This is a genomic window from Microvirga massiliensis (assembly GCF_001006805.1).
GTDB lineage: Bacteria > Pseudomonadota > Alphaproteobacteria > Rhizobiales > Beijerinckiaceae > Microvirga > Microvirga massiliensis.
Window position 1 is genome coordinate 247,278 of sequence record NZ_LN811359.1, and the last position, 21,152, is coordinate 268,429.

The 21,152-nt window shown below is 62.9% G+C and carries 19 protein-coding genes and 1 pseudogene; 13 read left to right on the top strand and 7 right to left on the bottom strand.

Features of this window, described 5'->3' with window-relative positions; translation table 11 throughout:
* Window positions 1-353 (top strand): amidohydrolase family protein (locus tag BN1233_RS27225; protein WP_046866773.1); only part of this gene is annotated, 353 nt, incomplete at its 5' end.
* A gap of 11 nt (window positions 354-364) precedes the next feature.
* Complete coding sequence (locus BN1233_RS27230) at window positions 365-1,021, top strand: GntR family transcriptional regulator (protein WP_244471044.1); 657 nt, start codon at window positions 365-367, stop codon at window positions 1,019-1,021.
* A 9-nt stretch (window positions 1,022-1,030) separates the two neighbouring features.
* On the opposite strand, the gene BN1233_RS27235 is transcribed toward BN1233_RS27230, so the two are convergent.
* The 7 genes from BN1233_RS27235 to BN1233_RS27265 form a co-directional block, all read right to left on the bottom strand.
* Window positions 1,031-1,849, bottom strand: a complete 819-nt coding sequence (locus tag BN1233_RS27235) for a DMT family transporter (protein ID WP_074078364.1) — start codon at window positions 1,847-1,849, stop codon at window positions 1,031-1,033.
* A 43-nt stretch (window positions 1,850-1,892) separates the two neighbouring features.
* Window positions 1,893-2,930, bottom strand: coding sequence for a phosphotriesterase family protein (locus tag BN1233_RS27240; RefSeq protein WP_046866775.1), 1,038 nt, complete (start codon window positions 2,928-2,930; stop codon window positions 1,893-1,895).
* A complete protein-coding gene (locus tag BN1233_RS27245; protein WP_046866776.1) occupies window positions 2,927-3,880 on the bottom strand; it encodes a DUF6282 family protein in 954 nt (317 codons plus the stop codon). Before BN1233_RS27245 ends, BN1233_RS27240 begins: the two co-directional genes overlap by 4 nt.
* 8 nt (window positions 3,881-3,888) lie before the next feature.
* Complete coding sequence (locus tag BN1233_RS27250) at window positions 3,889-4,626, bottom strand: amino acid ABC transporter ATP-binding protein (RefSeq protein ID WP_046866777.1); 738 nt, start codon at window positions 4,624-4,626, stop codon at window positions 3,889-3,891.
* Complete coding sequence (locus tag BN1233_RS27255) at window positions 4,598-5,293, bottom strand: amino acid ABC transporter permease (RefSeq protein WP_046866778.1); 696 nt, start codon at window positions 5,291-5,293, stop codon at window positions 4,598-4,600. The genes BN1233_RS27250 and BN1233_RS27255 overlap by 29 nt, the downstream gene beginning before the upstream one ends.
* Entirely contained in the window at window positions 5,293-5,967 is a 675-nt protein-coding gene (locus BN1233_RS27260; RefSeq protein WP_046866779.1) for an amino acid ABC transporter permease, read from the bottom strand. Before BN1233_RS27260 ends, BN1233_RS27255 begins: the two co-directional genes overlap by 1 nt.
* A 76-nt stretch (window positions 5,968-6,043) precedes the next feature.
* Complete coding sequence (locus BN1233_RS27265) at window positions 6,044-6,853, bottom strand: transporter substrate-binding domain-containing protein (RefSeq protein WP_046866780.1); 810 nt, start codon at window positions 6,851-6,853, stop codon at window positions 6,044-6,046.
* Between the two features lie 134 nt (window positions 6,854-6,987).
* On the opposite strand from BN1233_RS27265, the gene BN1233_RS51205 reads away from it, so the two are divergent.
* The 11 genes and pseudogenes from BN1233_RS51205 to BN1233_RS27325 all read left to right on the top strand — a co-directional run.
* Complete coding sequence (locus BN1233_RS51205) at window positions 6,988-7,269, top strand: (2Fe-2S)-binding protein (RefSeq protein WP_074078375.1); 282 nt, start codon at window positions 6,988-6,990, stop codon at window positions 7,267-7,269.
* On the top strand, window positions 7,266-8,690 hold the full coding sequence (locus tag BN1233_RS27275; protein WP_046866782.1) for an FAD/NAD(P)-dependent oxidoreductase: 1,425 nt from the start codon (window positions 7,266-7,268) through the stop codon (window positions 8,688-8,690). The genes BN1233_RS51205 and BN1233_RS27275 overlap by 4 nt, the downstream gene beginning before the upstream one ends.
* The gene (locus tag BN1233_RS27280; RefSeq protein WP_046866783.1) at window positions 8,687-9,811 is read left to right on the top strand and encodes an NAD(P)/FAD-dependent oxidoreductase; all 1,125 of its coding nucleotides are present in this window, start codon (window positions 8,687-8,689) and stop codon (window positions 9,809-9,811) included. Before BN1233_RS27275 ends, BN1233_RS27280 begins: the two co-directional genes overlap by 4 nt.
* Before the next feature lie 12 nt (window positions 9,812-9,823).
* Window positions 9,824-10,813, top strand: a complete 990-nt coding sequence (locus BN1233_RS27285) for a dihydrodipicolinate synthase family protein (protein WP_244471043.1) — start codon at window positions 9,824-9,826, stop codon at window positions 10,811-10,813.
* A 36-nt stretch (window positions 10,814-10,849) separates the two neighbouring features.
* The gene (locus BN1233_RS27290; RefSeq protein WP_082145678.1) at window positions 10,850-12,154 is read left to right on the top strand and encodes a M20/M25/M40 family metallo-hydrolase; all 1,305 of its coding nucleotides are present in this window, start codon (window positions 10,850-10,852) and stop codon (window positions 12,152-12,154) included.
* 1,056 nt (window positions 12,155-13,210) lie between these two features.
* Window positions 13,211-13,831: a hypothetical protein gene (locus BN1233_RS27300; protein ID WP_147707577.1), complete on the top strand. Its 621-nt coding sequence runs from the start codon at window positions 13,211-13,213 to the stop codon at window positions 13,829-13,831.
* A 906-nt stretch (window positions 13,832-14,737) separates the two neighbouring features.
* Window positions 14,738-15,298 (top strand): hypothetical protein, encoded by a 561-nt coding sequence (locus BN1233_RS27305; RefSeq protein ID WP_048710271.1) that lies wholly within the window; start codon window positions 14,738-14,740, stop codon window positions 15,296-15,298.
* A 16-nt stretch (window positions 15,299-15,314) separates the two neighbouring features.
* Window positions 15,315-17,477 (top strand): Mu transposase C-terminal domain-containing protein, encoded by a 2,163-nt coding sequence (locus BN1233_RS27310; protein WP_046866787.1) that lies wholly within the window; start codon window positions 15,315-15,317, stop codon window positions 17,475-17,477.
* Between the two features lie 2 nt (window positions 17,478-17,479).
* Window positions 17,480-18,592: a TniB family NTP-binding protein gene (locus BN1233_RS27315; RefSeq protein WP_046866788.1), complete on the top strand. Its 1,113-nt coding sequence runs from the start codon at window positions 17,480-17,482 to the stop codon at window positions 18,590-18,592.
* Window positions 18,589-20,460 carry a TniQ family protein gene (locus BN1233_RS27320; RefSeq protein ID WP_048710268.1) on the top strand — a complete coding sequence of 624 codons (1,872 nt, stop codon included), beginning with the start codon at window positions 18,589-18,591 and terminating at the stop codon, window positions 20,458-20,460. The genes BN1233_RS27315 and BN1233_RS27320 overlap by 4 nt, the downstream gene beginning before the upstream one ends.
* Before the next feature lie 268 nt (window positions 20,461-20,728).
* A pseudogene (locus BN1233_RS27325) lies at window positions 20,729-21,152 on the top strand (transposase); the annotation flags it as partial.

Sequence of the window (21,152 nt, forward strand, 5' to 3'; positions counted from 1 at the left end):
AGGGCGTCGTGAAGGGCCGCATCGACCTCAACCGGTTCGTGGCGCTGACCGCGACGAACCACGCCAGGACCTATGGCCTCTATCCCCGCAAGGGCACGATCGCGGTCGGCTCGGACGCCGACCTCGTGCTCTGGGATCCGGAGCGGACGGTCACGATCACGCATGACCTCCTTCAGGACGGCTCGGATTACACGCCCTATCAGGGCCTCGAGGTGACGGGCTGGCCGGTGCTCACCATGGTGCGCGGGCGGGTCGTGGCACAGGAGGGCGAAGTCGTCGGCGAGAAGGGCTACGGCACCTACCTGGCCCGCGAGAAGTCACCGCTCGCGCGAAGCGGGCACAACAAGCAATGACGAGCGGCCAGATGAACGAAGACAGAGACGGAGCACGGGCGATGGGGACAAACCTGTCGACTCAAGCCTACAACGCCGTCTCAGAGATGATCCGGCGTCGCCGTTTGCGCGGCGGAGAAGTTATCGTGGAAGCACGCTTGGCCGAGGTCCTTGACATCTCGCGGACACCGCTGCGCGAGGCGCTGCAGCGCCTAGAGGGTGAAGGCCTCGTCATCAAGGGCGCAGGCCGCTCCTTCGTCGTCCGGCACGTTGATCTCGGTGAGTATCTCCAAAGCCTGAAGGTCCGCGAAATCCTAGAGCCGGAAGCGGCGTCGCTTGCGGTCGGGCGAATCCCTCGCGACCAGCTCATCGAGGTGCGCAAGGAGATCGCGGACCTGCGCACGGCCACGCCCTATCACACCGATGCTCATTGGCGCTCCGACGACGATCTACACGGCCTGTTCATCGATCATTGCGGCAACGAAGTACTGGCTCAGATCATTCGGAACCTGCGCGTCACGACGCGCCTATTCGAGATTTCCCGCCTCGCCGACCGCCTCGAGCCGGACTCGACCGAACATCTCGCGATCCTCGAAGCATTGGTGGACAAGGACGCCAAAGCAGCGCGCAAGACCGTCCAAGTTCATATCCGCAGCTTGGCCCGATTCGCCCTCAATACCGTGCGCTGACCGCTTAAATTACGAGCGGGTCGAGAGCCGCACGAGGCCAACACCGCTTGCGGCAACAATACTGCCGCCGATCAGTGACGCCGGCGACGGTTTCTCTCCAAAGACTAAATATCCGACCAACATCGCCCAGACAATCTGGCTGTACAGGATCGGAGATACGGTCGCAGTTGGCGCACGCCGGAAAGCAGCTGCGACGAAACCATGGGCAAGCGTGCCCAGCGCCCCACCCAGGGCAAGGAGCTGGAGCGCATGCGCCGGCAGCGTTTCGTAGAAAAGCGGCAGTCCGAGAAGACACCAGAGCAGGGCCGCCGCACCGCCCCAGAACACCAGACCCATCGCCGATTCCTCACGGCCGGCGTAACGGGTCAGAACATGAAAGACGGCGTTTGCCGCCGCCATGCCAAGTGGAAAGAGGAGGGCTGGGCCGAAGGCTGGTGCGCCGGGCTCAAGCGCAACGAGAACGCCTGCAAAGCCAACGGCAATTAATACCCACTGCGCGGGCCGTGGTTGCTCCTTGAGAAGGAGGGCGGCAAGGAGGGTAGCCAGTAGCGGTGCCGAGAAAGTAATCGCGTAGGTCTGGACCATCGGCAGGCGCGCAAGGGCGAGCGTGATGAACGCTGTGGTCGCAACAATGCAGGCACCGCGGGCGAGATGAAGGCCATATTGGCGTGTGTGCAGTGTGGCCATTCCCAGGAAAGGCGTCAGGCCAGCCAAGAGAAGCACTTGAACCAGGTTGCGCACTGTCACCAGCATGCCGAGCCCGTGCTCCACCACCAGCGACTTCAAAATGGCGTCGAGGCAGGTGAAGCACAGCATAGCTGCCGTCATGAAAGCGGCAGCGCGCCAAGGCTGCTGGCCCGGTGGTGCTGAGCTACGCAAGTGTCAATAGCCGAGCAGGATTCGCGACGAGGATGCGTCGGATCTCAGGCTCGCTGAAACTTTTCCTGCGCATCATGGCGACGACGTCGCGCGGAATATGGCCGTAACCGTGACCGCCCCAGCGACTCAGTCGCGTGATTGTGCAAATGTCGTGCGAGATTACGATCTGCTCACCGAACCCGGCAGCGAGTGCAGCACGGATGAGCTCCAGCCGACGTCCGTCATTGGGCAGGTCGATCAAAGCGAAGGGATAATAGGAAGACTCGATCCCAAAAAAATCCCATTCCCCGACAACGCCCTGGTCGAGGAGCCGAAGCACCTCGTCGGTCTCGAACAGGGTGCGATCAAGATGACCAATGACGAGACGGGAAGTATCACCGCCCGCCGAGCGGACGAAGCGAGCTACGGCGAGCGGACTTTCGGAGTCACGCCCGGGGTGGACGGTGATCGTGGCTCCGGTCGCCTGCTGCGCTATAACGGCCGCCTGCATGACCCGGCGTTCGGCCTCGCTCCAGGGATCGCTGACCCCGATCTCCCCGATGATTCCGGCGCGGATACCAGTGTCTTCGAATCCATCGCGGATATCGGCGATCATGGTTGCGGCCAGCTCATCTACGGAGCGGGTTCCGATCGCCTCAGATGCAAAGCTCTCAATGTAATAGCCTGTTCCGGCTACCACCGTGACCCCACTCAACTCCGTGATGCGCTTGAGTCCCCGCGGGTCGGGCCGAATGCCGGCGACCGTGACATCGACAATGGTCCCCCCGCCAGCCTCTCGGAACAGGGCAGCCTCCTCTGCCGCGGTCGAGACATCGTCGAGGATGTGATTGCCGTAATGGCGCACCCAACCATAGCGAACGGCATGGACGTTTTCGAGCGTGACCTCGATCCTCGGATGGCCATGCGCGGCGAGATCAGGCGGCGTTACATCACAGAGCAGATGCTCGTGCATGAGCGTAATGCCGAGCGCCTCTGGCCCGATGGGCCCCGTGACAGTCGAGACTTCGCCCGCCCGGGCCGCGCGGGTCATGTGGTGCGAACCCTGAACAAGGCACGCGGGTTATCGGCAACCATCCGACGCAATGCCGCCCGTTGAATACCACAAGTCTCCAGAAGCAGGAGGAACTCGCGCAAGCCCTCGACCGGTGGCGGCAGCAAGAACACGCCGCAATCACTCGACAGCACGGCTCTCTCGTCGACGGCCGCCCGGATCAGCTGGACCATGCTGGGCGCCGCAACCGGCGGAACGGTGTGCCTCTCGGTGTCGACATGGGTTAACCCGGCCTGGGTAGCATGTGTCGCGAAGAAGAACGAAAACTCTGCGTAGGCCCCCAGCGATGTCACTGCTTGGACCACGTTCTCATCATAATGGGAGCAAGGGACGAGAATACGCGTAATCCCGGCGCGCTTCGCAGCTTCGACCAACCGCACCGCCTCGTCACCGGAGACGTGGCCTGTATTAAAGACAACATTGCTCGCTGCGATAAGATCGAAAATCTCTGGCAGGGGATCCGGCAGACCACGCTCTGGGACTTCGAAGCAGGCCTCGACATAAGCAGGGCTGCGACCTTCGAGGCGGGCGATGTGACGCGTATGGTGGGTCGGCAGCGAGATGAAGCGCGCACCCTCCCCTTCATAGCCATAGGCAAGTGCAATGCGGACCATATCGGCCGAGACACCGCCGGCCGGCGGCTCCATGATGAGACCACCCCAGACATCAACTCCGAGATGGCCGAGTTGGCGCCTGGCGAGTGCCGCGAAACCAGCGGAATTTGCGAAGTTGTCCATAAGCCCAAGACCGGACAGGCCGGCGTGAGCCGCCTGCCGGACCGCCTCGAACACGTCAAGGGAGCGGCTATTGATGTGCGGACATGCGTGCACGTGGCCGTCGACAGCCCCCGCCAGGAGGTCGGCTCCGGGCAGACGGCCTAGGCCCAGCGCTTCGCGCTCGGTCAGCGGTGCGCGGCTCGATGCATCCATAACGATTCCTAGTGACGGAGAATTTTAGAGACGAAGTCGCGGGTGCGTTCTTCCCGCGGCGCGTCAAAGATTGACGTCGGGTCGCCCATCTCGACAATTTTACCGCCGGCCAGGAAGGCCACGCGCGACGACACTTCCCGGATGAAGCCCATCTCATGGGAGACGATCAGCATGGTCATGCCCTCGCGCGCCAGAACCCGAATGGTGTCGAGGACTTCGGAGACGAGTTCCGGATCGAGCGCTGCGGTAATCTCATCGAGGAGCAGGATCTCCGGTTGCAACGCCAGGGCACGCGCGATGGCGACGCGCTGTTGCTGACCTCCGGAGAGTTCGTCCGGATAGCGGTCGAGCTTATCGCCGAGACCAACCTTCGCCAGAAGCGCTCTCGCCTCTGCGTCGACCTCCGCTTTGGATCGCTTCTTGATTTTGACCGGCGCGATGGTGACGTTCTCGAGCGCCGTCATGTTCTGGAACAGATTGTACTGCTGGAACACGATGGCGACTCGGTCGCGGAGACGCCGTAAGTCCTGCGCTCTGCTGTAGTCGACGGCCTCGCCGTCGAGGCGGACCGTCCCTGCCTTTAGAGCTGTTAGCCCCATCAACACGCGCAAAATCGTACTCTTTCCCGAACCAGACGGGCCGATGAGGCCGATCACGTCGCCTCTTGCAACGGAGAGGTTGATCCCCGACAGCACAGGGACCAGGCCGTAAGAGGCCTCAAGGCCGGCGATGTCGAGATGGTGCAAGGCGAACCTCCAGATGCGCACCGAGACGCGCGAGCGGATAAGAGATGGCGAAATAGACGACGAGGATGGTCCCAAACACGAGCGCTGCCGAGAATCCCTTGTTGTTCAGCACCTTCGCGGCGAAGGTCAGCTCGACGACGCCGATCTGCGACGCGAGGGCTGTGTCCTTGATAAACAGCACGAAGAAACCGAAGGCGGGTGGCAGAATCACCCGCCAGGCCTGAGGCAGCACCACGTACCGCACGGTGTCGAGGAGGCCGAAGTTCATGGCTGCCGCCGCGTCCCACTGGTTCCGGTGGACGGACTCAAATCCTGCTCGAATGATCTCGGCGAGGAAGGCAGAGCCGATCAGGCAGACACTCACTGCAGCGACCACGAACAGAGGCAGATCGGCACCCGAGAGCTGGAATGCGAAGAACGCCAGCATCAACGTCACAAGGAAGGGTACCCGCCGAAAGAACTCAATGAACAGGATGGCGATCCAGCGTAGCGGCGCCCAAAGCCGCCCCCGCATAAGCCGAACCAGCACGAGGGCGAGCCCCATGACGGTTCCGATCAGGCAGCCAATGGCAGAAAGAGCAAGGGTCGTTAGGGCTGCCTGTGCTACGAAGATGACGTTGTAGTAGCCGAGAAAGCCCGGGAGTTCCTGTGCGAGGCGCTCAAGCATCAGGCCAGTCTCATTTTGGCGCGGAAAGCGAATTTACCAATGAGACCAAGCGCCACTGACGCAATCAGGGTCAGGGCGATATAGATCGCCGCGGTGACCGAGAAGACTTCAATGGAGCGGAAGGTCTCAGCGTTGATGTTAAACGCCTGCCCGGTAAGTTCCTCGACTCCGAATATTGCCGCCATCGACGTGCCGAGCGTCATCAGGATGAAATGATTCGACAGTGGCGGGAAAAGTACTCGTGCGACATGGGGCAGGATCACGTAGCGTATCTGCTGAAGACGGCTGAACCCCAACACTTCCGCGGCCTCCATCTCGGACTGCTGGCGCGACTCAAAGCCAGCTCTCTGGATTTCGGTCAGATAAGCCCCGGCATTCAGTGTCATACCGATGACGACGGCGGTGTAGGACGATAACAGGATGCCCGCGTCGGGCAGCGCAAAAAATAGAAAATAGATTTGCACCAACTGTGGCGTGTTGGTGAAGAAGACCACGTATCCATTAATGCTACGCCGCGCCCATTTGGAGCCAAAGGTCTTGAGTGCTGCCCCAGCAGTGCCGATCAGAAGTCCGCCGCAGAACGCGAGAAAGGCGATCTGGAGCGACAAGATCGCACCGTCGATCAGGCGTGGTAAATAGGGCCAAACCTGCCCGAACTGAAGTGTATAATCCATCACGGGGTCCGGCCCAAAGCCTCACCAAAAGGAGGAGAGCGGCGGCACTCGTTCAGTGCCGCCGGTCGTCTTTGCCTCAGAAGTAGGGAGTTACCTGGACCGGCTTGAGCATGTCGATGCCAAACCACTTCTTCCAGATTTCGTCGGTTCGGCCCCGGCGATGCATCTCGAAAATAGCAACGTTCAGCCAGTCCTTGAGACCCGTCGAGTTCTTGGCGACGCCGAGGCCGCAATAGTAGACGTCGACGGGCGTCTCGACGACTTTCCACTTTACTTGGTGCTTGTTCATATGCTCGCCGACAAAGTCGACAACGTCGACCAATGCGTCACCGCGGCCTTGCGCCAGAGCACGCACCGCGTCCGGATAGTTATCGAGGAGCGTTACTTTCGCATTCTTGAGGTTCTCCTCAATGAATTTGACCGGCGTGCTGCCCCGCACCTGGATCAGCGTCACTTCGGGCTTGTCCAGATCTTTCCAGTCCTGAAAGGGCTTGCCTTCCGTGGTCAGTACGCCGAAGACCTCGGTGTGGACGGGCACAGTGAAGTCGATCACCTTCGCGCGCTCGGGATTGCGGGTCATGGCACCCATGACGAAGTCGATTTTGCCCGAGGCCACGAACGGTATCCGGTCTGGAGAGCCGACCTGAACGACCTCGAGCTTGACCCCGAGCATCTTGGCGATCTCGGCAGCGAAATCGACGTCGAAGCCGACGATCTCGTTCTTCTCGTTGAACTTGCCGAGCGGCGGCAGGGTAGGATTGACGCCGACCTTGATGATGCCTGACTTGATGATTTCGTCGAGTGTGCGCGCTGTGGCGGGCGTTGCGACGGCGAGAACGGCCGCGCCGATCAGCGCGACAGCCCCCAAAGCGATTCTCTTCAACATTGCTTCCTCCAGTTGCCGTTCGGCGGATTCCTGCGCTGAGCGCCGTTGCACCAACGGTCGATAGTTTGTATACGAATTGCAGACATGTAAAGTGCCAACGCGACGCAGATCCCCAGTTTAGGCTCTCGGCAATGATGATCCGATCCGACCCGGACGCTGTCCGGCCCCCGCAGGTGCGTTTTCTGGTCGATGGAGAGATGGTTACTGCCCCTGCTGGAGAGCCTCTCGCCACCGCATTGGCGGCAGCTGGATATCTCGGCCTACGTCGCAGCCCTCGAGCGCAGGCACCACGCGGCGCCTTTTGCTTCATGGGAGTCTGCCAGGAGTGCGCAATTCACGTCGACGGGGTTTTGCGCCAAGCCTGCATGATGCCAGTGAGGGATGGGATGATCGTTGAATTGCGTGGCGTGCCGTGACCCGGGCAGTGGATCTCATCGTTATTGGGGCTGGCCCGGCGGGAGCCAATGCCGCCCTTGCCGCAGCGCGCACCGGATTGTCCGTGACCCTGCTGGACGAGCAGCCGACGGCAGGGGGGCAAGTCTGGCGTGCGCCGTGGCCAGGTTTAATGCGCCCCGCCCGCTCGGTTGAGGATGAAGAGGGAAATTTACTTCGCACCCGACTTGCCGAATCCACCGTCGATCTCCGTTTCGGTCGCCGCATCTGGTCGATCACAGACAGATTTCGGGTTGATGCGATCGGTCCTGACGGCAATGAGGGCATCTCGGCGCCTCGCCTCATCGCAGCCCTGGGCGCCCATGAGCGTGTTGTGCCCTTCCCCGGATGGACCTTGCCGGGCGTGGTCGGTCTCGCCGCCGCGACGGTACTCCTGAAATCCCATAGCGTGGTTCCAGGGCAGCGGGTCGTGGTTGCGGGCTGTGGCCCACTCCTCGCGGCGGTCGCGGCTGGGATCATCAAGCTCGGAGGCGATGTCGCCGCCGTTGCCGATCTTTCTGGTCCCGGAGACTGGCTCTCCCTCACGCCAAACTTTGCGACGCGCCCTTACCTTCTGGCGCAGGGCATCGGCTGGGCATCGAAGCTCGTGACGAAGCAGATCCCGATTTATTTCCGGCATGCGGTGCGACGCGCCGAGGGCAACGGGTGCGTCGAGCGCGTTGTTCTCGGGCCGGTGGATTCCCATGCCGCTGGGGTCAAGCGCGGTGAGATTACTCTCGAGGCGGACGCCCTCTGCGTCGGCCATGGCCTCGTTCCGGGCGCCGAAGTGACGAAATTGCTTCGCGCCCGACATGTCTATGACCGTCTGCGCGGCGGCTGGATCCCGGAAGTCGACGCTGTCGGGCGCAGTTCCGTGGCGGGCCTGTTCGCGATCGGCGACGGTGCAGGCATTCGCGGTGCAAAGCCGGCACAAATTGCCGGCGAGCTTGCCGGTCTCGCTGCCGCGCATGATGCAGGGGCGATTGCGCCCGGCGATTTCGCTCGGATGGCGAAACCACTCCAAGCCCGCCTGCGTGGCCTTGGTCCATTCTCCCGCGCCGCCGCAAGGTTGATGGCGGTCAGGCCGGAGCAGGTCGCTGGCATACCTCTGGAAACAGTCGTCTGCCGCTGCGAAGACGTCACGCGCGGCGAGATCGAAGCGGCATACGAGGCTGGCGCCTGCGAGATGAACCAGCTCAAGCATTTCACGCGTTGCGGGATGGGCCCATGTCAGGGCCGGATGTGCGGCGACATCGCCGCCGAGCTCCTTGCACAGCACGTCGGCGACCGGGAGGCGGTCGGCTATTGGACCGGCCGGCCGCCGCTGCGCCCGGTCGGCTTCGATGATTTGATCGGGACCTTCAGTTACAGCGATATCCCGATCCCGAACCCGGCCCCGCTATGACGCACATTTACGATCTCGGGGTCATCGGTGGAGGCGTTCATGGCGCCACAGTCGCTCTATTTGCGGCCCGCGGCGGCATGGACGTGGCTCTGTTCGACCGCGGTCCACTCTGTCGGGAGGCATCGGGCGTTAACGCTGGCACGCTCACCATGCAGATGACCCGCGTTGCGCTGATTCCCTATGCACTCAAAGCACATGCCATGTGGGCCTCGGCGCGCGAATGGCTCGGTCATGATGTCGGCGTGGTCGTCTGCGATGGCCTCTCGATCGCCTTTACCGAAGGCGAGGCAGAAATCCTGAGCTTCCGGGCGGGCAAGCGCCGCGAAGCCGGAGCGCCGATCGAGCTCGTCACTGGCGCGCGTGCCAAGGCCATCGAACCGGGGCTGTCCAACGACATCCTGTTGGCGGGCTACTGCCGGATCGATGGCTTCGCGAACGCCTATCTGACCGGCCTCGCTTACCGGAATGCTCTTCTTCAGGCCGGGGTCCATCTCAATGAAGGGACGCCTGTACTTGGAGTCGAGCGCGAGAACGACTACTTCGCTCTTCGCACCCGTACGAGAACGGTCCGTGTGCGCCGCATCGTCCTCGCCGGCGGCGTCTGGATCGAGCCGATGCTGGCCTGGCTCGGCGTCCGGCTGCCCATAAGAACGCTTGTGAATCAACTTGCTGTTACCGAGCGAATCGCTCCCGTAATGCGTACGGTGGTCGGCATCGCCAGCGGCCTGCTATCGCTGAAGCAATATCCTCACGGCACAGTGGTGATCGGTGGCGGCTGGCAGGGTATCGGCGACCGCGATCGAGGCGGCGTTGAACTCGTACCGGATCGGCTGGTCGGCAATGTCCGCCTTGCCTGCCACGCGATCCCGGCTCTCCGAGGCGCCCGGCTTGCGCGCGCCTGGGCCGGGCTCGAGGCTGAGACCTCCGATGCCCTGCCCGCCGTTGGGCCCATTCCGGGCGTGCCGAATGCCTATGTCTGCGGCAGCGTGCACTCCGGATATACCAGTGGCCCCTACTTCGCGCGCCTCCTCGCTGATCTCATTCTGGGCCACGAACCCGAAATGCCACTCTTTCCAATTGACCGCATGCTCGCCTCGCCGAATGCGACGGCTACCGTCTAGGAGATCTCGACAGTGCCCGATTCCTTCCGCCGCGCCCTGACGGGAATTCATGCCGCCACCATTGTTCCCATGCGGGAGGACTTCAGCATCGACGAGGATGCCCTCGCGGAGCATATCAGCTGGGTCTCGAACTCTCCCGGCATTCAAGGGTTGCTGATCAACGGCCATGCCGGGGAGAATTTCGTGCTCGATCGCTCTGAGAAGCGGCGGGTGGTCGAGATCGCCCGCGCGGCGAGTCCGCGCGGATGCCTTATCGTCTCTGGGGTCAACGCCGAATCGAGTCTCGAGGCGGCAAAGGAGGCTGCTGCTATCGAAAGCGCTGGCGCCGACGGGCTCCTGATTTTTCCGCCAAATAGCTGGGCGCTCGGGCATTGTGAGGAGGCTATCTTCGTTCACCATCAGCAGATCCGCGCAGCAACGTCCGTGCCGCTCCTCCTTTACGGCGCGCCAGTTGGGGCAGGCGCAATGGCCTATTCTTCGCGCGTCCTTGAGCACCTCGCGGCTGATGAGCGGATCGTGGGAATCAAGGAGGGCAGCTGGGAGGTTGCAAGCTACGAGGCCAACCTACGGCTCCTGCACGCGCTCCGCCCGGATTTCATCGTGCTGGGTTCAGGCGATGAGCACTTGCTGACGAGCTACATCATCGGCAGTGCCGGTAGCCAGGTCAGTCTTGCGGCGGTCGTCCCTGATCTCGTGGCGGAGCTGTGGAGCGCTGCTTCGGGAGGCGATTGGGTTCGCGCACGGGCAGTGCATGAGCGCCTCTATCCTTTGGCAGTATCGATCTATCGCGATCCGCCCGGCGGACGCGCCACAGCCCGACTCAAGGCGGCTCTGAAGATACTGGGAAGGCTTAATTGCGATGCAATGCGCCCGCCGCAGCCGAGAGCGTCGAGCCAGGAATATCGTGCGATCGAGAGGGCCCTCAGCCACGCGGTAAGTGATCCGCATGCACGCGCCAAGTCGCAGCCTACCTCCGCGATTCCAAGCCCGACGACACTATAAGGTAGACAGCTTTTGCTTTTGATCCGGTGAACTCATATGAGCAAAACTGTTTCTATGCTCGCGACTGAGATCGATCGTCGGCGCGATGCCATTATCACCTTCCTCCAGGATCTGGTTCGCGCCTCCCAGCGCGGCGAATCCTCGGTTCAGCAAATCGTGGTCGACAAGGCGCGGACTCTTGGCTGCACTGTAGAGACAGTTCGCTACCAGCCCGGCGACGTGCCGATGATGGAAGAATTCGCTGGCAACGCAGCTATCGATCGCACGGAGCGCGAAAGCGTTGTTGCTCGCCTCACCGGCACCGGGCATGGGCGCAGTATCATCTTCTTTGCCCATCCCGATTCCGAGCGGGTGATTGGGACAGAGTCCTGGCGACGTGATCCGTTCGCTGCAAGTATTGAGAATGGACGGCTCTACGGCTGGGGCGTTGCGGATGACCTTGCCGGCGTCGCTATTTCGATTCAGGCCCTCGAGGCTGTCGTCGAGAGCGGATTGCGACCGGCGGGAGACGTGATCGTCGCCAGCACGCCCAGCAAGCGGCATGCGCGCGGCGTCTCGGCCCTTTTGCATCGTGGGTTACAAGCCGATGCCGCGGTCTATCTCCATCCCGCAGAGTCAGGGATTGGCATGCGCGAAATCAAGGCTTTCGCTTCGGGGCAACTGGAATTCAGGATTGTGATCGAAGGAAGCCCTCCGCCTACCACCGAGCCGTTGCAGACTGGATTCGCCCATCTTGCGGTAAGTGCGATTGATAAGGCGTTCGTGGTCTGGCGTGCGCTGAAGGCTCTAGACGAGCGACGCGCCGCTACGGTCCACCACGCCAGACTTCACAAAGCCGTCGGCCGTTCCACGAACATCATGATTTCGTACATCTCCTCCGGGCAGCCGGATCGCTTGGCACAGGTCGGAGGAGCGTGCGTTTTAGGTGGAGCTGTGTCGTTTCCGCCACCGGAGACGCTAAGTGAAGTGCAATTGCAGATCGAGGCTGCAATCACCGACGCGATCAGAGGTGATTCCTGGCTCAGCGCGAACCCGCCGCAGCTCATCTGGGATTCCGGTGTCACCGGAGCCGAGATTCCCACCGATCATCCGCTATTTCAAACTGTGGCCGCCGCGATCACGGCAGTAACGGGTGAGCCACCACGTATTAATCCGATGCATACCGGCAGCGACATTCGGCACCCGATGGTGCAAAAGCGAATCCCTACAGTCGGGCTCGGTCCACTTTGCGGAGATCTGTCGCAGAATGGCCATACAGACGAATGGGTCGATGTCGAGGATTATGTTCGCTCCGTGAAGGTAGCCGCAAGCGTAATCGCAACTTGGTGTGGTGAACTCTAACCGCTTATCCCACGGCCTGTGAAAACACGGCCCTTCGATCTGACGGAGAAGCGCAAGTAGCAAACTGCTTGAAGGCTGTCGGTCGCATCCTGACTCGGATCTCCCATTCTAAAGCGGGTCCGAAATGAGTGCGTCGGGCGCCTGATCAATCCGGATCATGCGCACTCTCCAACAGATCACTCGAGAAAGATTCAACGCGGCCTGTTAGAACTGAGAGTGTGAGACTATCGGACGATTGCACGAGAGTTTCGACCGCGTCTCCCGAAAGGTATCCGGCCTTCTACAAGGCGTCGGCGACCTGCTCAAGTTCGTCCATGTGCTCAACCGGGATTGCGGTCGAGCGCTCGGCATCATCGTCGAGCCGCCTCTTCACGCTGCGACCGGGCTCAGAATGCGCAAAGGCCGCGAGGTGCAGGCGTCGGGTTTCAGAGGATCACGCCCGTGATTGCGTGATTGGGCCCAAGTTTGAACGCACTGTGAACATCCGCAAGGGCCACACCGGCTTAACTGCCACCGGCTGCTAATCGACGCCTGATGGTATTGTGCGGCCGCTTTCGTGCCGAATACGACCTCCTGGGACGATCACGCCGCAGCTTGCGCGGCGATGCTCTCAGCGGACATGCACCGGTATACCATCGCTGGACGGAGACAACCGGAACGGACGCCATGGTGCACCAATGCAACTTTTCGTACGATGATCCAGCCGTCGAGGGTGTCTCGTCAAGTGTGCGGCACCTGCCGAATAGAACAAATAATCCATCGGCGACATGAATTCCATTCCTTGCCAGCATGTGCCAGGTAACGGGATACATTTTCAATCCGCAAACCGCGCCATATCTCGCCATGCCGGGCGACGTTAACCATGCCATCACGCATTTTGCGACAGCAGTTGACTTCATTACGATGCGATACTGTGATTTTGCTTGGGACGATGGCGATGTCCCGGGTTGAAGAATGGAGATCTAGTCTGGTGCTCATCTCTAAGTGATCGCGGCCCTCCCTCCCGGGGCTTTGGTCGACAGATTGCAGTTCCGGGAGGCTCGAAAGGCCATTGCGATGGACTTGTTGCTTGCGGACCATCGTCACACGATTTGTGACGCGAAATATCCTGTCTTTACGTCCTTCAAGACGGGCGAGCACCGCCTCTCCTACAAGTATCGATGGGAGTGTACCGGTCTCATCCAGATGACGTTCGACTCGGCTATTGGTGCACTCGCGCCGTCACCTGTTCCCCTGTGGGACCTGCCCCAGGGGACGACGGCTGCCTTTCATGCCGTTTACAGGAAGGCGCGAGTTCTTCTCGGGTTTGCACACCACCCGATCGACTGCACGCCTGGCGTGATCGGCGACCTACCGTTCGTCGTGCTCACGCGACGAGTGGTGCTTTCAGAGCCCCGGGCGACGACCGCGCAAACGATCTGGAAGAGACGTAAGGTAAAAGTTGCTCGCGACGATCGCATCCGCATCCTGCGACGCCTATCGGAACACCCGTCCGGTCTATCGATCTCCGACCTGGAGGGCGACATCAGAGTGTCTCGGGCGGGCCCGTTCGATGCGATCCTGTCACTGGCCTGCACGGGTCTCGTGTGCATCGACATCACAGGCCCTTTGACACCGCAGACCACGCTCAGATGCCTTCCCGAGCAGGAGTCGGGCGACTCTGCTCGTCACCCGTAACCAAGAGTTGCGATCTCTGAGATCTCCTTGCGCTGCGAAACATGCTCGGTGAGCAAGCGACAACCTGTCGTCGTTCGGCAGAATGAGCTTCTTGACTGAACGGCCCTGAATATTGAACCGCCGGATAGTCTGTGGCGGTCGAGACTCTCAGAAACGGGCATGTTTGATGCTGCTGGGGTGCACTGCTTTACGTTAGGACCACAGCGCGCGGTGCGATGACTCAACGTAACCAATCGCGAGTCTATCCGAAACGAATCCGATGGGCGGCGAAACTTAAGAACAGCTTCGAGTCAAGCAAACAAAGTTCACCCAGGCTCTCTTGACCCAAATCGGATCTGCCCTGACCCTCGAATCACGGTCGGATTCGTTCCCGATGCCGAGCCGTCACAACCATGGAGGTGTCACACAGACAAGAAGCAGCCCCAAAGAGAAACGCGCGTCGTAAGAGACGCGCGCTTCGGAAGTGCAGCCACTGATGCCGAGGCCTAGGAATCTTTGCATCTGTGGCGCAAGGCGCCTCTAAGCGAGTGCCACGCCCAGACTTGCATGCTCGGCCCGACCGGGCAAGCCGTTTCTGGCAGGCACTTCTCAGGCGCCGCCCTCCCCCGCAACTCATCCGTTTGGTCCCACTGTGAAGTGCATCGGTCGAGCTGTGCCTCGACGTGACCAATCGGGTTTCACGCCTGCTCACCGCCGTTCTGCATCGGATGGCGATCGGGCCGGCATGCCTGAGGACATGACATGGTGAATCATAAGACAGACGCCGCAGGGCAAGAATCGGATTCAGGCGGCCCAGAGTCGATTTGGGCTCCGCCTTCCGCATCGCTTGCGAGCCGCCGACCTGCATTGCGCTCGAGGGGTTCCTTCCGGGGAACTCTGGTGAATCCCAGGACACGACGGGAGATCGTGATCGAGAGCAATCTGGAGCGCGACCTCGCCTGCATCGTCATGGCGCACCACCCCAAAACGGACCTGCGCGACCAACCGGACCCGGTCGAGTACGTCGACGCCGATGGCGTAGTCCGTGAGCACACCTTCGACTTCGTGGCGATCCTTGAGGACGGAACCAGAACCGCCATCGCCGTGAAGCCCGCGAGCAAGGTCGGGTCGAGCGGTATCGAGTCCACCCTCGATCTCATCCGGGCGCAGGTCCCTGCCTTCGCAGACAGGTTCGAGGTCCGCACCGGGAATCACATTACCCGGGATCGCGCTCACAACGCCCGCCTGATCCTCCGCGCCCTGCGGACGCGAAACGCGAACGACGTCGCGGCCGTGATGGCCATTGCTTCAACGCTCCGCGGCTCGGTGAGGATCGGCGCCCTCCTCGCGGCGTCCCGGAACGACGGGCACGGCTTCATGGCGGTCGCCTGCCTGATCGGCGACGGCGTGCTCGAGCACGTCGGCCCCGGCCGCATCTCCCATGCCAGCCTCGTGCGGCCTGCCCGCACCGCCAACCACCCCCGGTGAGGAAAGGAGAGACGTCATGACGAAGAAAAGCAGCGCCCAACTCGCGGCGCCCCTGCCGCCCCCGTCCGTTCCGCACTTTCGCCTCGACCCGCACGACAAGGTCACGATCAAGGGCATCGACTACGTGCCGGTGTCCAGCGACGAGTTCGCTCATGTCCTGCGTCGCCTCGACACCCCGGACCTGTGCGAGTCCTTCACGCACGAGGAGATCGACGCCTACCGCCAGGTGCCCGGCAAGTGGGGCCACGTCCGGGGCTTCTTCCTCTCGACGAAGGCCAAGCTGCGCGCGACGTGCCGCGAGTCCCGCATCGGCGACCTCCCCGCGAAGCAGCAAGTCAAGATTCTCTGGGGGAAGTCGATCTGCGACGGCTTCCTGCGCATGGAGGATAAGGGTCTCGCCACCCGCTCGGACGCGTCGATGAAGGCCGCCATCAAGACGATCACCACCGGGCTCCTCGAGGCCGAGATGGCCAACGGCCGTTGCGGAAGCGCGGACATCCAAGTGAAGTGGCCTCCCAGCCCGAGGACCCTCCGGAGGTGGCTGCGCAGATACGAGGCCTGCGGCTACGATGCCATGGCGCTCCGCGACGGCTACGGCCGCAGTGGCGACCGCACGCCGCGCTTCGAGAGCGAGGAACGCGCCCTGATGCGCGAGTACGCGGAGCGGTACGCGAGCCGCCGCAAGCCCACCAAGCGCTCGCTCCTCCAGGACCTGCACGCCAGGATCGACGAGGAGAACCGGGAGCGTGCAAAGGCTGGCCGGCGCCTGCTCCAGAAACCGAGCCGCGCCGCCTTCGAGCGCGTCATCGACGACCTCGATCCGTTCCACGTCTACGCGGGCCGCGAGGGTGAAGCGGCCGCCCGCAAGAAGTTCTACATCGTCCGGGGCGGCCTGGACGTCACCCGGCCGCTCGAGCGTGTCGAGATGGATGAATGGAACGTCCAGCTCCAGATGCTGCTGATGGACGCGGGGCTCTGGAGCCGTCTCACGCCGGAGCAGAGGGCCGAGGTGGAGCGCCGACGCCTCTGGCTCTCGACAGCGATCGACTGCGCCACGCGCTGCTTCCTGGCCGCTCGCCTGGTGGAGAATCCGTGCGCATCGACCTCGGTCGCCACGCTCGCCATGGCGGTGAACGACAAGTCGGCCTACGCGGAGGCCGCCGGGTGTCTCACGCCATGGGACATGCTCGGAACCCCCGAGACGGTCTGCACGGATACCGGGTCTTCGTACATCAGTCACGAGCATCGGGCTGCCGTCACGGACCTCGGATCGGAGGCCCTCTTCCCGCCCGCGGGCCTGCCCCAGATGCGCGGCACGAAGGAGCGCAGCTACCGCACCCTGCACAAGGGGCTCGTGGCGCGCTTCGACGGGCGCACCTTCGAGAACGTGGTGGTCAAGGGTGACTACGATGCCGAGGCGCATGCCGTCCTCGACGTCGCCGAACTCGGCCGGATGATCGTGCGGTGGATCGTCGACGTCTACCACAACACGCCGCATGCCGGCCTCGGCGGGGAGACGCCGCGCAATGCATGGCTGCGCCTCTCCAAGATCTTCCCGGTGATCCCGCCGCCGGACGCGGACACAAGCCGCCACATCTTCGGCGTCACGGTCGAGCGCAGGATCGGCAATCCCGGCGTGCGCGTGCTCGGCCTGCACTACCAATCGTCGGAACTCCAGCGCCTGCGCCGCGACGTGCGCCTGAAGCCGGTGCTCGTCCGGATCGACCACGCCGACCTCGGCCACGTTTCCGTTCGGACTCCGGATGGCTGGCTGACGGTCCCGTGCCAGCGTGATGGCTTCGCCGGCGTATCCGTCCAGCGCTGGACCGAGGCGACCCGTGCCCTGCGGCGCGCCAACGCCGACATGGCGAAGCTCTCGGAGCCGATCGTGCTCCAGGCGCTCCGGGACATCCAGGGGTTCTCCGAAGCCGCCACGGCGCGCGCGGGCATCGCGGCTCCGATTCTGACCTCGGCGGACTGCGATCGGCTCGACCGGGATTTGTTCCGCACCTTCGACTTCGACCGGGGAGCCGAGGACGGCCCCGAGGTTCTCGAACTCCCGGCGCCGGACGGTGAGAGCATCGAGGGGGAGGCCGGACCCGCCGAGATCCCCGACGACCCGGCCGCCGGAATGCCATCCGACGGCACCGACGGCGATGATTTCTTCACGGAGGACTGAGCATGAAAGCCACAGGTTCGGACGATGTGGTCCGCGAGGACGCCGTCAGCCGCATGCGCCGCCTCCAGTCGGAGCGGCGCGCCCGCGGAGGGGACGTCATGGCGGGCCTTATGTCTGCCTACTTCGGCACGCCGCGCGATAAGGTGCTCGAGGCCGAGCTGGACACTTTGATCGACAGTTTCCTCCTGGCCGAGGACGCCGCGGGTGACAGAAGCCGTCGCGTCGGCCGGCTCCGGGAGGGGCGGGCGCTGACGGTGATGGGAGAGTCCGGCGTCGGAAAGTCGAGGGCACTGGACCGTCACTTCCTCAAGCGGGAGGAATTCGCGGGTTACGGGGACAGGAACGCCGACTGCATCCTGGTCTCGGTCACGACGCCCTCCCCGTGCACGCTTCGGCTCCTCGGCATGACCGTTCTCGCAGCACTCGGCTACGAGATCACGCGGGAGCTCAAGGAGAACGTCGTGTGGGATATCGCGCACCACCAGTTGGCGCTGCGGGGTATCCGCTTCCTTCACATCGACGAGCTCCAGCATGTCCTCCAGTCCAGGAACGCGGTCGAGATCAAGAAGGTGCAGGACACGCTGAAAGGGTTAATGCAGCACACGGAATGGCCCGTATGGCTGATCCTGTCCGGTCTGCCGAGCATCGGCTCGATGCTGTGCGGCGACGAACAGGTGTGGCGCCGCGCACGGCACGTTGTCTTCGAGGACCTGACCCTGGAAAGGGACGCCGCCCTCGTCCGACGCGTGATCGCGTTCTACGGCAGCGAGAAGGCGGGTCTCTCTGTTGAAAGCGTCACGAACGACGGCTTCGTCGCCCGGCTCCTGCACGCCGCCATCAATCGGTTCGGGATCGTCATCGAGGTCATCCAAGACGCTATCCGGCACGCGCTCCTGCTCGGGTCGGACGCGCTCGGGACCGAGCATTTCGCAGCGGCCTATGCGGGGCGCACGGGATGCCTTCCGGAGTGGAATGTGTTCACCGCAGCGGCCACGGACTGGCATCTGATCGACCCCCGCGCGGCCCTCCAGCGCAAGGACCCGGCGGGGGGCGATGGGAGCGAGGACACAAAGCCGACGAGGACCCGGAACCCACGTGACAGGAGGAACAAGTGAAGCCACTTCCGATCAGCATGACCGTCAGCCTGGGTGAAGGTGAATCCCCCATGAGCTTCTGCTCGCGCAACGCGCTTCTGCTCGGGCGCACGGCGCGGGATTTCAGTCTCGATATGGGCTTCACCTTCCAGGGGATTGTCGACGGCAACCCTTCCGCCCTCGAGGAGCTGGCGTTCCGCTGCCGCGCGGACGTCGGCCGGCTCGCGGCCGCCTCCGTCACGCGCATCGGGGATCGCCGCTACTCGATCGGCGGGCAGTCCCTCGTCCGCGACACGCTCAGCCGGAAGTCCCTGAGGGTCTGTCCGCACTGCCTCCTGGAAGACATCGGGAACGGCGACGGCCTGGAGGCGGTCCGGCCATATGGGCGGACCCTGTGGCTCGTTGCGCCGATCCGCACCTGCCCGAAGCACGATGTCGGTCTCGTTGAGGTGTCCGATGACCACAACCCGCAGCGCGTGCACGACTTCGCCCGGTTGGTGCAGCCCTCCCTGCCAGATCTCGGGCGGCTCGTCCGTGAGGCACCCCGGCGCCGCCCGTCGGCCCTTGAGGAATACCTGACGGCCCGGCTCCAGGGCCGGAACGGGGACGGGCACGCCGCCTGGTTGCAGACCCTGCCCTTCTACGCGGCCGCGAAGGCGTGCGAAATGCTCGGCGCCGTCGTCATTCATGGCATTCGGTTCCGCGCCGAACGGCTTTCCGACACCGAATGGCACGAGGCCGGAGCGGCGGGGTACGAGATCGCAGCGGGCGGCGAGCAAGGCATCCGCTCTCTGCTCTCGCGCCTTCAGGATGGCTTTCCGCTGACCAAGGGCAACTGGGGTCCGCGCCTTGTGATCGGGCGCATTTATGAGTGGCTCGCCCATGAGTCCGAGGATCCCGCCTACGACCCGCTTCGGGACGTCATCCGGCGGCACGTCATCGAGACGATGCCCGTCGGTCCCGGGGACAAGATCTTCGGCCAGGATGTGACGGTGCGCCGCCTGCACTCCGTCCACTCCGCCTCCCGCGAGATCGGCGCTCATCCCAAGCGCCTGCGCAAGTTGCTCCACGCGGCAGGGCATATCGCCGCTGATGTCCTGCACCTGTCGGACGAGCGTATTGTCTTCGACGCTAACACTACATGCGAATTCCTGAATCGGGTCTCCGAGACGATGTCGCTCGAGCAGGCGCGCGACTATCTCAATGCCCCACGCCCGCACGAGCGGCTGCTTTTCGAGGCGGAATATATCCGTCCCTTTGTCGCCGGTGGAACGGAGGGTGTCATAAGGGATCACGCGTTCGCAAGGCGTGACCTCGATGCGTTCCTCGACCGCCTGCTGGCCGACGCTGTCCCGGTCGGTCTTGAGGATCGGTCGTTTCTTCCGATCCCGGCCGCAGCGAAGCGGGCGTGCTGCTCGGCAATGGAGATCGTGGGGCTGATTATGGACAGGAAGCTACCACGCGTCCGGTGCCGAGTCGGCGTCGTCGGCTACCTCTCGGTGCTCGTCGACCCCGAGGAGGTGAAGCCCTTCGTCTCTGGAAAGGATCACGGCGGCCTCACGCTGCGTGAGGTTGAGCGAAGGCTTGGATCGTCGACGGCCGTCGTGAAGGCGCTGACTGAGCTGGGACACCTCCCCTCGCACATCGTCGTGAATCCCGTGAATCGCTGCCCGCAGCGCGTCGTGCATGCAGAAGATGTCGACCGCTTCATGCGAAGATTCGTGTCGCTGCACACCCTTTCTGCCGAGACGGGCATTCACTTCATACGGCTCGCCAACATGCTCGACGACGCTGGGATCGAGCCCGCATTCGAGCCCGGCACCGTTCGCGCGAGTTTTTACGAACGTCGTGACGTTGTGGAACAGATCGCCATTCCGGCCGCCACGTAGCACATCGACACAAGCGCAATATCCAGCCGCCCGCCAAGCCCTCGGTTCTCGCCGAGGGCTTTTTCGTGTCTGGACTCAAGGCGGTTCTCGCCGACGGCACTTTCTTGTCTGAGCCCAAAGTTTGCCTCAGCGTGAGGAAAACTTTGGATAGCCACTCTGAGGCAAAGTGGAACGGACATTCCGGGCCTCGTGCGGCAATTCTCGAAAAATTCTTTTGCCGGTTCCGCTAGTTACAAGAACGCCTACGGCATCCTTTGGGGGCGTCTACATTGAGGCTTTCGTTGACGAGTTGGATCTGGCTGCCCTGGGCTTTGCCGGCGTGGTGCCAGGGGCCACGGGACGGCCGGCCTATCATCCCGCAACCCTGCTCAAGATCTACATCTACGGCTATCTCAACCGCATTCCTTCAAGTCGGCGACTTGAACGCGAGAGCCAGCGCAACATCGAGCTGATGTGGCTGACCGGCCGCTTGATGCCGGACTTCAAGACCGTCGCCGACTTCCGCCGCGACAACGGACCGGCCATTCGTGCGGCTTGCGCGCAGTTCGTGGTGCTGTGCCGAAAGCTCAACCTGTTCACCCGGGCGGTGGTTGCCCTCGACGGCTCCAAGGTCAAGGCGGTCAACAACCGCGATCAGAATTTCACGATCGCCAAGGTGGCCAAGCGCATCGAGCAGGTGGAAGCCAGCATCA

Coding starts and splice junctions, on each gene's coding strand:
- BN1233_RS27235 (WP_074078364.1), bottom strand. CDS start 1,849: ATGACGGCAGCTATGCTGTGCTTCACCTGCCTCGACGCCATTTTGAAG.
- BN1233_RS27255 (WP_046866778.1), bottom strand. CDS start 5,293: ATGCTTGAGCGCCTCGCACAGGAACTCCCGGGCTTTCTCGGCTACTAC.
- BN1233_RS27300 (WP_147707577.1), top strand. CDS start 13,211: ATGGACTTGTTGCTTGCGGACCATCGTCACACGATTTGTGACGCGAAA.
- BN1233_RS27310 (WP_046866787.1), top strand. CDS start 15,315: ATGACGAAGAAAAGCAGCGCCCAACTCGCGGCGCCCCTGCCGCCCCCG.
- BN1233_RS27265 (WP_046866780.1), bottom strand. CDS start 6,853: ATGTTGAAGAGAATCGCTTTGGGGGCTGTCGCGCTGATCGGCGCGGCC.
- BN1233_RS27240 (WP_046866775.1), bottom strand. CDS start 2,930: ATGACCCGCGCGGCCCGGGCGGGCGAAGTCTCGACTGTCACGGGGCCC.
- BN1233_RS27230 (WP_244471044.1), top strand. CDS start 365: ATGAACGAAGACAGAGACGGAGCACGGGCGATGGGGACAAACCTGTCG.
- BN1233_RS27315 (WP_046866788.1), top strand. CDS start 17,480: ATGAAAGCCACAGGTTCGGACGATGTGGTCCGCGAGGACGCCGTCAGC.
- BN1233_RS27245 (WP_046866776.1), bottom strand. CDS start 3,880: ATGGATGCATCGAGCCGCGCACCGCTGACCGAGCGCGAAGCGCTGGGC.
- BN1233_RS27280 (WP_046866783.1), top strand. CDS start 8,687: ATGACGCACATTTACGATCTCGGGGTCATCGGTGGAGGCGTTCATGGC.
- BN1233_RS27260 (WP_046866779.1), bottom strand. CDS start 5,967: ATGGATTATACACTTCAGTTCGGGCAGGTTTGGCCCTATTTACCACGC.
- BN1233_RS27290 (WP_082145678.1), top strand. CDS start 10,850: ATGAGCAAAACTGTTTCTATGCTCGCGACTGAGATCGATCGTCGGCGC.
- BN1233_RS51205 (WP_074078375.1), top strand. CDS start 6,988: ATGATCCGATCCGACCCGGACGCTGTCCGGCCCCCGCAGGTGCGTTTT.